General features: G+C 68.1%; 9 protein-coding genes and 3 pseudogenes. 6 read left to right on the top strand and 6 right to left on the bottom strand.

Annotation, left to right across the window (positions count from 1 at the left end; genetic code table 11):
* The 3 genes and pseudogenes from OG456_RS37315 to OG456_RS37310 form a co-directional block, all read right to left on the bottom strand.
* Positions 1-242 (bottom strand): annotated as a pseudogene (locus tag OG456_RS37315) (hypothetical protein); the annotation flags it as partial.
* A gap of 19 nt (positions 243-261) precedes the next feature.
* A pseudogene (locus OG456_RS50880) lies at positions 262-486 on the bottom strand (MFS transporter); the annotation flags it as partial.
* A 226-nt stretch (positions 487-712) separates the two neighbouring features.
* Positions 713-1,246 (bottom strand): phenolic acid decarboxylase, encoded by a 534-nt coding sequence (locus OG456_RS37310; protein ID WP_323136386.1) that lies wholly within the window; start codon positions 1,244-1,246, stop codon positions 713-715.
* A gap of 129 nt (positions 1,247-1,375) precedes the next feature.
* On the opposite strand from OG456_RS37310, the gene OG456_RS37305 reads away from it, so the two are divergent.
* Entirely contained in the window at positions 1,376-1,834 is a 459-nt protein-coding gene (locus tag OG456_RS37305; RefSeq protein WP_266568938.1) for a MarR family winged helix-turn-helix transcriptional regulator, read from the top strand.
* Between the two features lie 232 nt (positions 1,835-2,066).
* On the opposite strand, the gene OG456_RS37300 is transcribed toward OG456_RS37305, so the two are convergent.
* Positions 2,067-3,386, bottom strand: a complete 1,320-nt coding sequence (locus tag OG456_RS37300; protein ID WP_266568936.1) for a transposase — start codon at positions 3,384-3,386, stop codon at positions 2,067-2,069.
* Positions 3,387-3,412: 26 nt separating this feature from the next.
* Here OG456_RS37300 and tnpA point away from each other — a divergent pair.
* Positions 3,413-3,849 (top strand): annotated as a pseudogene (tnpA, locus tag OG456_RS37295) (IS200/IS605 family transposase).
* 93 nt (positions 3,850-3,942) lie between these two features.
* Here the strand turns inward: tnpA and OG456_RS37290 are convergent.
* Together OG456_RS37290 and OG456_RS37285 are read right to left on the bottom strand one after the other, a co-directional pair.
* Positions 3,943-4,092 (bottom strand): hypothetical protein, encoded by a 150-nt coding sequence (locus OG456_RS37290; protein ID WP_266568934.1) that lies wholly within the window; start codon positions 4,090-4,092, stop codon positions 3,943-3,945.
* 229 nt (positions 4,093-4,321) lie between these two features.
* Positions 4,322-4,957, bottom strand: coding sequence for an ATP-binding protein (locus tag OG456_RS37285; RefSeq protein WP_266568932.1), 636 nt, complete (start codon positions 4,955-4,957; stop codon positions 4,322-4,324).
* Between the two features lie 219 nt (positions 4,958-5,176).
* Between OG456_RS37285 and OG456_RS37280 the strand changes: the two genes are divergently transcribed.
* The 4 genes from OG456_RS37280 to OG456_RS37265 all read left to right on the top strand — a co-directional run bounded on the left by OG456_RS37280 (position 5,177) and on the right by OG456_RS37265 (position 12,240).
* Positions 5,177-5,773: a TetR/AcrR family transcriptional regulator gene (locus OG456_RS37280; RefSeq protein ID WP_266568930.1), complete on the top strand. Its 597-nt coding sequence runs from the start codon at positions 5,177-5,179 to the stop codon at positions 5,771-5,773.
* Between the two features lie 52 nt (positions 5,774-5,825).
* Positions 5,826-7,106 carry an IS701 family transposase gene (locus OG456_RS37275; protein WP_266568928.1) on the top strand — a complete coding sequence of 427 codons (1,281 nt, stop codon included), beginning with the start codon at positions 5,826-5,828 and terminating at the stop codon, positions 7,104-7,106.
* Between the two features lie 269 nt (positions 7,107-7,375).
* Complete coding sequence (locus tag OG456_RS37270) at positions 7,376-11,110, top strand: S8 family serine peptidase (protein ID WP_266568926.1); 3,735 nt, start codon at positions 7,376-7,378, stop codon at positions 11,108-11,110.
* A 137-nt stretch (positions 11,111-11,247) separates the two neighbouring features.
* Positions 11,248-12,240 carry a helix-turn-helix domain-containing protein gene (locus tag OG456_RS37265; RefSeq protein ID WP_266568924.1) on the top strand — a complete coding sequence of 331 codons (993 nt, stop codon included), beginning with the start codon at positions 11,248-11,250 and terminating at the stop codon, positions 12,238-12,240.
* Positions 12,241-12,817: the final 577 nt, after the last annotated feature.

The raw sequence follows: 12,817 nt of genomic DNA, 5'->3' as shown, positions 1-12,817 counted from the left end.
GGTTGCGTGCCGGTCCTTGCGCTCTTCCCGGGCAATTCGGCGAGAGCCGTCCTTCGCCGGTCCTCCAGGGTGTTCTGGACGAGGGCCACATCAGTGGCGTAGGTGCGGTAGAGGAGCGTGAGGAAGATGCCGTCGACGAGCACGAGGACGACGAGCACCCACAGGAACACCGAGCGCAGCCCGAAGGCGTCGCCGAGCAGGCCGGCCCCGAGGCTGAACGCGGCGATGGCGACGGCCTCCAAGGGGCTGACCGACGGCGCGGCCCCGGGACTCGTTGTCGAAGAGGTCGCCCAGGGTTTCCGTGGTGAGAGGTCCGGAGGCGGCGTATCCGGCGGCAAGGATGGTGATCAGGATGAGGAGCTGAGTGAAGTTCTGGGCGAAGCCGGCGGCTATGCCCCACACTCCCCAGAATCCGGTGACCAGGACGAGGACGCCCTTGCGGGACCAGCGTTGGGCGACCCACACCCAGAACAGGCCGGCGTACACACCGACGGCCCAAAGGGCCCGATGCCCCTGCGCCCTGGCGTGCGTCGGCCCGCTGGAACGGGGGAATCCAGCGGGCCGACGCGGTCATAGTCGCAGGCCGTGCCTGCGTCGTCGCGGACTTCGGGGTGGTGGGCCCGGCCCCGCGAGCGGTGCGGGCTTCGGTGGCCGACTGTGAGGGAGCACCACTCTCAAGGCCACCCGCAGCTTCGCGGACTTCGTCCGCGTCTCAGTTGGTGCGGTCCGACCAGCCCTTCGGGAGGTCGCCGGGGGCGACGGAGACAACTTCCTCGTCGTCTTCGCCGACGTACTCGAAGAGCGTGATCCGGGCGAACTCCGGCACCTCGTAGATCGGGTATGCGGGCCCCTCGTCGCGGTACTTGCGCATCTCGTCGAGGTGGTCGTTCTGGAAGAGGACGGTGCGCTCGCCGTGGTCCTTGATCCAGTTCGGGAAGAAGATCACACCGTGCAGGACCCGCTCGGCCGGGATGACGTTGACGCTGACGGACGTGCCGGTCGGCTCGGTCCACGAGACCTTGTAGACGCCCTGGGTGAGCATCACCAGATCGATCTTCTGCTCCTTCACCCAGCGTCCGCCGACGTGCCCGGTGTGGATGCGGTAGTCGATGGTCGTCGCGTTCTTCACGTACATCTCGTACTGCCAGCCGTTGGCGTACGTGTAGATGAAGCGGTGGCCGACGATTCCGGAGAGGTCCTGCATCGGGACGGGGTTCTCGACGGTCGTGGGGTAAGCGGTGGTCATGCTGCCGTGCTTCTTTCTCGTGTGTACGGCGTCCGGTCGTGTTCTCGGCCTCTCGGCGCCGACATTCAAGTTTGCCACAAAATCTTTTTGTCTCAAAACTAAAATGCCACGGTGCGGCACAATGACCCCATGAACAGCCGTGACGCAGACCTGGCCGACACCGCCGCCGCGGAGCTCAGCCGTCTGCTCGGACCGCTGCGCCGGGCGGTGCTGCGCACCACCCGCAGCGCCGAGGATCTGCCCGACCTGCCCGAGGCGCAGATCGAGCTGCTCCGCGTGCTGACGGACGGGGCGCTGGCCGCGGGCGAGGCTGCGACACGGCTGCGCGTCGCGCCCTCGACGGTCAGCAACCTGGTGAAGACGATGCGCGCGGCCGGACTGGTGGACCGCACCGCGCACCCCGACGACGCCCGTACGGTTCTCCTCGTCGCCACGGGCGCCGCCCACGACCTCCTCGCCCGCTACGATCGCGCCAGCGCGACTGCCCTCGCCCGCGGAATCGCGGATCTGTCCCCGGCCGACCGCGCGACGCTGCACGAGGCGCTTCCCGTACTGGGGCGCCTGACGTCCGGGCTGGAGCGGGTCTGACGTCGTGCCGGTGAAAATCCGGGCCCGGCGTGATCAACGGGTGCGGCACCTCGGACCAGCCATGGTCTTGAGCCACGACGCTCGCCTACCTGTCCCGGGACAACGACAACGGAAACTTGTCCCACAGAATCTGCCGTGGGCCTCGGCGGTCACGCCGACGGAAATGGAAATCGCATTGCCTTCGGCTTGAAGTGCTCTCCTTCCTTCGCGAGCTCGGGAAGGAGATTCCCGCCTACCTTGCGGTGGCGGGCTTGGCGCTACGGGTGCGCCTGACGACCGCCCTCCCGGCAGCCGGGATCGCCACGAGGCCGATCCGGTACAGGTGCAAGATGTTGCGGGCCGCGTTCCAGTCGGCGTTGCCGGACCAGCCACAGTCTGGGTTCTTGCACACGAACGTGGCTTGGCCTTCCCGGCTGCCGGGCGTGAGGAAGCCGCATGCGGAGCAGCGCAGGGAAGTGTTCGGGGCGGGGACTTTGACGAGGGTGCCGCCGTGGCGGGCGGTCTTGTACGTCAGCATGGTCACCGTGCGGCCCCATGCCTCCTGGCTGATGGAGCGGTTCAGGCCGGACTTCTGCGCGACGTTCTTGCCGGGTGCCTCGATGGTGCCCTTGGCGGACTTGACCATGTTCGTGATGGTGAGTTGTTCGACCACGACCGTGCCGTAGGTGCGGGCGAGGTTCGTGGTGGTCTGGTGCTGCCAGTCAACAGCGCGGCGCGTGGCTCTTGCGCGGAGCTGCTTGATCTGGTCGTAGGTGCGGTTCAGCCGGTGGGAGCTGCGCTCCTTCGGCTTGCGGAAGGACTTGCGGTGCGCGGCCCGTTGTTCCAGGCGGAGCAGCTTGGCCTTTTCATCCGGGTTCAGCCACTTGTCCCGGTCGGCGGTGCCATCCGGGAGCCGGGCGCCTCGTCCGTGATCCTGATGGTTGCCATCGGACAGGGCAAGGGGAAGATTGACCCCGGCGTCGATGCCGATCTCAGGGCCAGTGTGCGGCTCAGGCTTTGATTCCAGAGTCTGGACGCGGAAGGCGATATGCCATCCGAGTCCGTCTTTGACCAACCGTGCCCCGGTGATCCGATTCTCCCTGTCGGCGAGCTTGCCGACAGGGAGATCCTTGGTCCAGCGAAAGCGGACACGTCCGACCTTGGGGATGTTGACCATGCCCCATCGGCGGTGCACCCGCTTGATCTGGAGATCGCGGCCCTGCGGGATGTCGACGGACATGACGGTACGCACACGGGCCTTGAAGTTCGGCTCGTCCGCCCGCCGGTCCCAGCAGTTCCGCCACGCCTGGACGTACGTCTTCAAGACTGCCTGCGCGGCCTGCGCGGGCAGCACCCCATACCAGTCGATCTCCTTGCGCGCCTGCCGCACGGTCTGATCCAAGCGCGTCAGGGAGCGCTGACACCTCGGCGTCATCTGCCACAGGTCGTGGAGCTGATTCCACATCGCTCGTGCGGCGTGCGCCTGGTCGTCCATGAGCCGGGCCTGTGCAGGCGTCAGCGCCAGCCGGGCACGGTGCCCGAACTGCCGCTTCTCCCAGACAAGTTCGCTCATCACGATCACTCTACGACGGTTGGCTCATGTCACCACGATGGAATCTGAACCCTCATCCTGATGTGCGCATCGGGCGCCACGTTGTTCACCACCTGCACGTCCACTTGGTTTTTTGTCACCAAGTACGCGCAACGCATTCACCGATGCCATGCTGACGCGCACCGAGGAGATCATGCGCGAGGTCTGCGGGGACTTCGAGGCCGAACTCAACCAGTTCAACGGCGAGCAGGACCATGTACACCTGCTCGTGCACTACCCGCCGAAAGTCCAGCTCTCCAAGCTGGTCAACTCCCTCAAGGGCGTCTCCTCCCGCAGGCTCCGCCAGGAGTACAGCACGCACGTCCGCCGTCACCTGCGGGGCGGACACTTCTGGTCCGGCTCCTACTACGCCGGGTCCTGCCACGGAGCACCACCGACCGCCGTCAAGCAGTACATCGAGAACCAGCAGCGCCCTGTGGCCTGAGGACAATACTGTCGACCCGTGCGAACAGTGCGGATCAGAGCAGTTCTGAGATGGCCTTCACCCCCGCCCTGAAGGGCGGTGCACTGGCCAAGATCAGAGGTAGAGATTGCCGCCTTTCGCGTACTCGGTTGCCATGCCGAGCATCCCGGTGGGGCTGCCCAGCGGCTGGCTCTCGCCGCCGGCCTTCTGCTGCTGGTCGCCCAGGACGCGGTGCGCCTGGTCCACGGAGCGGAAGTCGAGCACGGTGCCGCAGGACAGCGTGAGCGGATCCTCGGTGTCGACCAGGGAGCCCGGCCAGCCGGGAAGGTCGTCGGCGTGTTTGGGGCAGAGGAAGCAACCAATCCGGCGGGAGGCCGGGCTGCACGGCCGGGCCCTGACATGCGGCGGTACGTCCTTGTGGATCAGTCTGTTGATTCTCGGCGACGCCTGAATTCAGGCGTCGCCGAGAGTGTCCGGACCTACCGGGACCAGCTCAGTCGGAGGCAGACGATCCATTTGATGAAGGCGTCTGCGTCAGCATTTCGCACCACGTGGTCTTGCCGGTGGCCGTACAGGTGCTGCCCCAGGCATCCGCGAGCAGATCGAGGAGTTCCGTGCCGCGTCCGCCTTCTGCGTCGGTGTCGACGACGCGGCGTACGGGGCCGGCGGGGTCAGTGTCCTCGACCTCGCACCGCAGCCGGGAGTCGCGCACCTGCAAGTTGAGCCGCAGAGGGCCGCGCGTGTGACGCAGGGCGTTGGTGACCAGTTCACTGACCAAGAGCTCGGCGGTGTCTGCGAGGCCCTCCAGATTCCAGTCGCCCAGTTGGGCGGTCACCAGGCGCCGGGCCTGGCGGACCGAGGTCAGTTCCCGCGGTATAGGCCATGAGGCATCCCAGGCCGTTGCGCGGGCGCGGGGCCTGTCAAGCGGCCGCAGGGGCTCCAGGGTGCGCGACCACAGAGCCAGGTTCCGGGCGATCCACGATGTGGCTGCGCCCTCCACAGACGGACCCTTCCCCTGTGCCGGGTCCGCGGCGCCCTTGCGCCCCGACTCCTCAAGCCGGCGGCGGTAAAACCGGGCAAAGCATCCCCGGCGAGAGGTCGTGGAGGGGTCGATGGCCTGGGAGGCCATACGGATCAGTCCCTTCTGAAGCCCTGGCGACCGTGGCCGCCAGGGAGGCGGAGGGCCGGCGATGACCGGGCCGGGCATGCACCAGGCCCTGCGTCACGTAGCACTTGCTACAACCACAAATATACACGTAGCGGGTGCTACAGTAAATACCTGAATGAAAGCAAATGAATCGGACATGTTGGATTGGTCCGTCTCGCGCAGCTGCAACCGGGAGCCTTCATGCCGCGCCCGCCCGACCCGGCCAAACGACGCGACCTGCTGAACCAGGTCCGCGAGTACGTGATCCGCAACGGCCTGGCCGACCTTTCCCTTCGCCCGCTGGCCCGGGCCCTGGGCACCAGCGACCGCATGCTCTTGTATTACTTCGGAACCAAGGAACGCATGGTCGCCGAGGCACTCGCCCTCGACGAGAGGCGACCGCTCCTGCGCGCCCGGGATCTGCTCGACCCCACCACCTCCCCCAAGAACCCTGCATCGCTCCGCCGCTTCGCGGAGCAAACCTGGCAGCAACTCAGCACCCCGAACCTGCGCGCCTGGCTCCCCCTCTACCTCGAGATCATGACCGCCAGCCTGCTCCACCCCGACCGGTACGGCCCCGTCATGCGCGACGTGCTCACCGAGTGGACGGGCCTGCTCACCTCCGTCTTCCGCGGCCTAGGCATGACCGAGCCCCGAGCCCGAACGGAGGCCGCCCTCCTGGTCGACGCGGTCTTCGGCCTGCTCATGGCACCCCTGGCCGACGGCGACTGGGACCGAGCCGACGCAGCCTTCCACACCCTTCTCGACCGCCTCGAACCCGGCTGGCACAACACCTAATAGGACTCCGTTAGGTCTTTCGGCTCGGCCTCTTTCCGGGCATGTTGGGTGGATGGACGCACATGAAGTGAACCGTGTCCGGGCGAAGTTGGCGTTATACGTGGCTGACGTGTTCGCGTCGGTGCCGCGCAAGGATCAGCGAGCCAAAGGCGACTGCTTCCTGCGGGGACTGATGCTGGACGGCCGCCGCAAGTCGATCCAGGCCATGGCCTCGCGGCTGCCGGACGGCAACGAACAGAACCTGCAACAGTTCGTGAACCAGTCCAGCTGGAACCCGGTGCCGGTGCAGCGCCGGATCTGTGAACGCATACTGCCGCTGGTCAACCCGACGGCCTGGGTGATCGACGATGTGTCGTTGCCCAAGGACGGCAGAATGTCGGTCGCCGTGGCTCCGCAGTACTGCGGAGCCTTGGGCAAACGCGCCAACTGCCAGGTCGCGGTCAGCGTCCACTCCGCCAGTGATACGGCCTCCTGCCCACTGCAGTGGCGACTGTTCCTGCCCAAGGAGTGGGCGGCGGACACGGACCGCAGGACCGTTACCCGCATCCCGCCCGAGGCCGGGCACCGCGAAAAGTGGCGGCTGGCTCTGGACATGCTCGACACGCTGGCCGGCTGGGGCATGAGGCCGCCGGTCGTGGTGGCCGACGCCGCCTACGGCACCAACGCCCGCTTTCGGGCCGGCCTGGCAGAGCGGGGAATCGACTACATGCTGGCCGTCCGCGCGGATGTGACCGCCCACCCATTCGACGCCAAACCGACAGCCCCGGACCGCAAGGGCCCTGTCGGCTGCTGGCCCCAGCCCCGCTACCGCCACCCCGCACCCTCAGTGGTAGCCCTTGCCGCCAGTCTCGGGCAGGAGGCGTTCACCTCCCTCAGCCGGCGGCAGGGCTCGCGCGGCGAGCTGCGTTCCCGCTTCGCCGCCGTGCGCGTCCGCCCTGCCGGCAACGCCGTCGAACGTCCCATTCGGGTCGCCGCCTCGCCCGAACAGGGCTGGTGGGACGGCACCCTGCCCGACTGCTGGCTGCTGGTCGAATGGCCCGAACAGGCCGAGGCTCCCACCGACTACTGGTTGTCCAACCTGCCGGCCGACACTCCGATCGCCGACCTGGTCCGTCTGGCCAAGGTTCGCTGGCACATCGAGCACGACTACCGCGAACTCAAGCACGGACTGGGCCTGGACCACTTCGAAGGCCGGTCCTGGCCCGGCTGGCACCACCACGTCACCCTCGTGACCGCGGCCCACGCGTTTCTTACCGAACAGCGTCTGGCCCCAAAAGCACCTGGACCGCACTCACCCCCTACCAGATCCTCGACGCCCTCCAAGACATCCTGAGGTGCTGGACCGGCACCTGCACGACCTGCCACCAGCCCCTCCCCACCAGGACCACAACACCGAACGATTCGGACCGCGATCTCTCGCCGATGCGCCGGGCGGTGAGCGGTCGACAGCGGCATCACCAGTCACCAGGGATTGAATATCGGCGTCGGCAAGTGAGCCTTGCCCGGGTTCCAGCCCTTTGCGGCTGGCAAGTCCTTGCCATGGCGTGGACTTGCCGTCATCAGGCCTTCACATCGGGCGTTACCGGCCGATAGACCCAGGGCATGTCCTCCCCCTCTCAGTCTTCCGCCTTCCGGCGCAGACGCTGGCAGTTGATCTCGACTGCCACCGTGGTGCCGCTTCTGGCGTCGGGGCTCGCGGTTCTGCAAGCGCCCGCACAAGCTGCTCCGAGCAAGCCCATCGTTCCCGCCAAGCCCTCGGCGACCCACAAGGTCACCCTGGTCACCGGCGACATCGTCACGGTCACCACGATGGCCGACGGCAAGCAGATCGCCGACGTCGACCGGCCGGACAGCGCCGTCGGCGGCGTAAAGATCCAGGAGGTCAAGGGTGACTTGTTCGTCATCCCGGACGAGGCGGTGCCGCTGCTGGGCACGGACAAGCTGGACCGTCGGCTGTTCAACGTCACCGACCTGATCGAGATGGGCTACGACGACGCGAAGTCGGCCGCGGTGCCGCTGATCGCGACGTACGCCCAGCCGAAGTCTCGCTCGGCCGTCGAGCCGACGGCCCCCCGCGGCAGCAAGCTGACCCGCAAACTCAAGGGCATCCGCGGTGCCGTGCTCAGCGCCCAGAAGCGGCGGGCCCGCACTTTCTGGACCGCCGTCGCGCCGCAAGGCAGCGCCAAGTTGGGCGCGGGTGTTGCCAAGCTGTGGCTCGACGGTCGCGTGAAGGCCAACCTCAAGGAGAGTGTGCCGTTGATCGGCGCGCCCGAGGCCTGGGCGGCCGGCTACACCGGCAAGGGCGTCAAGGTCGCGGTGCTCGACACCGGCATCGACGTCAACCACCCGGACTTCGCTGGCGTGATCGACGGCACGGCCAGCTTCGTGCCGGGTGAGGCCATCACCGACGTCAACGGGCACGGCACGCATGTGGCCAGCACGATCGTCGGCTCCGGCGCCGCGTCGGGAGGCGACAACAAGGGCGTCGCCCCCGGCGCCGACCTGTTCGTCGGCAAGGTGCTCGGCGGCGCGGAGGGCTACGGCCAGGACTCCTGGGTCATGGCCGGCATGCAGTGGGCTGCCGAATCCGGTGCGGAAGTCGTCAACATGAGCCTCGGCGACACCTACCCGACGGACGGCAGCGACCCGATGTCGCAGGAGGTCGACGCGCTGTCCGCGCAGTACGGCACTCTGTTCGTGATCGCCGCCGGGAACGCGGGCCCGGAGAGCATCTCCTCCCCGGGTGCGGCCGCCTCGGCGCTGACCGTGGCCGCCACGGACAAGCAGGACCAGCTCGCGTCCTTCTCCAGCACCGGCCCGCTGGCCGGCTCCGGCGGCATGAAGCCGGACATCGCGGCGCCCGGCGTGGACATCACCGCGGCCCGCTCGCAGGAGATGACCGACGGTGGTGAGGGCCTCTACCGCACCCTCAGCGGCACCTCGATGGCCACCCCGCACGTGGTCGGCGCGGCGGCGATCCTGGCCCAGCGGCACCCGGACTGGACCGGCGCGCAGCTCAAGGAACACCTGATGAGCACCGCGAAGGGCTTGGACGACGGGTACTCGCCGTACGAGGTCGGCACCGGCCGCGTCGACGTGGCCGCCGCCGTACGCACCACGGTCCGCGGCACCGGGTCGCTCTTCTTCGGCAACCACACATGGCCGCACGAGCCGAGCGACGTCGCCGTCACGAAGGACCTGACCTTCACCAACACCGGTTCCGCCGCCGTCACGCTGAACCTGGCGCTGACCGACGACGGCGGCCCGTTCACGCTGGGAGCCACCAAGGTGGCGGTCCCGGCGGGCGGCACCGCCGCCGTCCCGGTGACCGGTGACCCGCAAGCCGCCTCGGCGGGCCGGCATGTCGGCTACGTGATAGCCACCGACGCGGCCACCGGGAAGCCAGTGACCCGCACATCCGTGGCGCTGCTCAAGGAAGAGGAGCGCTACGACCTGAACATCAAGCTGGTCGGCCGGGACGGCAAGCCCGCCGCCGGCTGGGTCGGGATCAACCTGGCCGGCGACGTCTGGCCGTGGAACGTCTACGTTGACGGCTCGACCACCATGCGCATGGCACCCGGCCTGTACACCGTCGCGGGGTACCTCGACGTGGCCGGCGAGAAGGCCGACCGCTCGGGTCTGGCCGTACTGGTCGACCCGGAAACCGTGCTCAAGGACGGTTCCGCGGACGTGGTGCTGGACGCGAGCAAGGCCCGTCTGCTGCAGACCGAGGCGCCGCAGCGCACCGAGGACCGCCAGCGCAAGGTCGACTTCAACGTCCACTACAAGGGCCTCGACCCGTACACGGACTACCGCAGCGCGTACGTGCTGCCGCCGACGTACGACGACGTCTACGTCGCGCCGACGAAGCCGATGAAACAGGGCGATTTCATGCTGACCACCCGCTGGCGCAAGGGCGAGCCACAGCTCAGTCTGAGCGAGTTGAGAGGTCGCCGCCGCTTCGAGGCGCTGGTGCAGGCGGGCAGCGCGCTGGGCACCGCCACGGACAGGCTGGACGCCGTCTACGCGGGCAACGGCGCGGCGGCCGCGTACGCGAAGGTCAGGGCCAAGGGCAAGGTCGTCGTCATCAAGCGAAGCGACGAGGTCTCGCCGCAGGAACGCGCCGTGGCCGCGGCCACGGCCGGTGCGAAGGCTCTGATCGTGGTGAACGACGGCGTCGGCGCCCTGATGGAGTACGTCGGCGAGTCGGCCATTCCGGTCGCCACCGTGCACCGCGACGCGGGAAAGACCCTCGTCTCCATGGCCAAGGCCGGCAACTTGAAGCTGACCGCAAAGGAGACCGAGTACACGCCGTTCGTATACGACCTGACCCGGGATTACCCGGGCAAGGTGCCGGACCGTGCCCTGGTCTACAAGCCGACCAAGGGTGACCTCGCGCGGATCGATGCCCGCTACTACTCGGCCACGGACAGCGGGTTGGCGGAAGGCTACCGGTCCGACTTCACCCTCAGCCCGTCGTTCAACCTTCCCGAGGTCGAGTGGCATCCGGGCACCCGCACCGAGTGGGTGACTCCGGGTCAGGTCTGGAGGGAGTTCCACACGCAGGGCGTCGACGGACCACTGCCGTGGTCGATGGTGTCGGGCGACAACACGTATGCGAAGGGCAGCACCACCCGTCTGGACTGGTTTGCTCCGGCGAGCCGGCCAGGCCAGGGAGAGTCCTTCGGTGTGTACAACTCCCGTTGGCAGAACTACATGACCTGGAACGTGCAGGCGTGGGCCTCCGCCAGCGACAACATGCGGCTGGGCGGCTACCTGCCGTGGGGTGAGACGCCGTCCCATCTGCAGGTCTTCCAGGGCCACAAGCTGATCTACGACAACCCGGTCAGCGGAGACATGCAGTGGCAGGAGGTGTCGGCGGGCAACCTGCCCTACCGCGCCGTCCTCGACGTGGAGCGGCCCGGTGACGTCTTCCGGCTGTCGACACGCACCCACACCGAGTGGACGTTCATGTCCGACACCGTCGACTCGGACTTCTTCGAGCCGTTCTCGGTGCTGAACCTGGACTACAAGCTGGAGTCGGACCTGCACGGCGACGTCAGTTCCAATGCGACTCAGAAGATCGCGCTCAAGCCGGTGTCGATGGACCTCGGCACCGTGCCGGGCAACGTCACCAAGGTGAAGCTGGACATCTCGTACGACGACGGCGCCACCTGGCAGAAGGTGACCCTGGCCAAGGGGGCCCACGGCTACTGGACGGGTTCGTTCAAGACGGCCAAGAAGCGCGGCGGCTTCCTCTCGGTCCGCGCGAGCGCCGGGACGGGCAGCGGCTTCAGCGTCGAGAACGAGATCATCCGGGCGTACGGTCTGCGATGAACCGCACTGTCGGGCCCCGGGGAGGTGACTCCCCGGGGCCCTTCCCGTCACACCTGCTCCCAGCAGGGACTATTCAGGGTCAGCCGCCATGGCACATACTCCCCCTGCTGCGGCAAGCGGAAGAGAGTCGGTCGCCGATGCTGGATGTCCTGGGCCTCGAACCCGATGACGAGCGCGTCTACCGGGCGCTGCTCGGGCGGCCCGACTCCACCGCGGTGCTGCTGTCGGATCTGCTCGCCGTATCGCAGGCCGACGTCGACAAGGTCTTGTCCCGTCTGGTCGAGTGGGGACTGGTGATCGGGTCGGCGGATGCGCAGTTCACCGCCGCGCCGCCGGCCATGGCGCTCGGCGCCCTCATCAGCGAGCGCCGAGACGGATTGCGGATGGCCGAGCAGGCGCTGGTGACCTTCGCCGAGGAACACCGGGCGGCGATGACCGGGAGCAGCATCAGCGATCTGATCGAGGTCGTCACGGGCGTCGACGCCATCCGGCATCGCTTCCTCCAAGTGCAGCAGGCAGCCTGCACGCAGGTCCGCAGCTTCATCACCGCACCGTTCCTCGCTGTGCCGCCCGCCGAGAACACGGCCGAACCCGTGGCCATCGGCCGCGGCGTGCACTTCCGGGCGGTACTGGACCGGGCCGTGCTGGCAGAGCCGGGCATCATCACCGATGCGATCGACTCACTGCGCAACGGCGTGCAACTGCGTGTCGCCGACCAGCTGCCGATGAAACTCGTGCTGGCCGACGCCGACCTCGGCCTTGTCCCGCTCGCGGACACACCGGCAGGAGAGCCCGGCGCCGTGCTGCTGCACCGCAGCGGCCTGCTGGATGCCCTGGACGCGCTGTTCGAGTCGGTATGGCGCACCGCCCACCCGCTCGAACTGTCGGGCCCCGGCGGAGAAACCGAAACCACCGTCGAACTCGGTGCGGAAGGCCCGACCGACCTCGACCGGAGGATCCTCGCCCTACTGCTGGCAGGCCTGACCGATCCGACGGCCGCGACACAACTCGGACTGTCACCGCGCACGCTGCACCGACGCCTACGCCGCCTCATGGACATAGCCGGGGTCCGGACCCGGATGCAGCTCGGCGGCTACGCCGTTCGACACGGGTGGGTGGAGCCACACTGAGCAGGCGTGGGGCCGGCTACGGGGCGGCTGGAAATACAGCCGTTGCCTCCGGTATCGGCCAGACCGGGACCGTCCGCCCCGCCCTGAGGATGCGGAACACAGCGAGGCTGGCCCGTCGACGTTCGCCTCCGGCGGCGGATCGATCCCCACCCCCCAGCGGGCACGTTCCGGGACAACACGCCTAGCCTCAATACCGGTAACTTAGGGCTTTGGTGTTCGCTTGACACGTTTTGGTTTGGTGGCGCCAACGATGGTGACGGCCGGAACACGTGGGCGGTTTGCAACGCGGTGGGCGGCGCGTTTGAGGGGCCAGCTGGCGACTTTGCGTTTGATGGCGCGGGGGTTGGCCCGGCGGCGTCGCCGTGGCAGGAGGCGTTCGAGGAGTTCAGCGTGGGTGCTCTCGCCGCGCCGTCCTGCGCGGCGCCGCTGCCGCGGCCCTGACGGGGCTGGCCGCTGCGCCGTCCGCCGCCGCACAACCCCCCGTGTCACCACGACGGTCCGGCCGCCGCCTGCCGAAGGGCTACCTCAACCGTCCCGGTCTCACCGCCCAGCGTTTTGTGGCCTGCCCGTTCGGCAT

Source organism: Streptomyces sp. NBC_01446, from assembly GCF_026340095.1.
Classification (GTDB): domain Bacteria; phylum Actinomycetota; class Actinomycetes; order Streptomycetales; family Streptomycetaceae; genus Streptomyces; species Streptomyces aureus.
The sequence above is the reverse complement of the archived record's forward strand: the minus strand, read 5'-3'. Positions and strand labels throughout refer to the sequence as shown.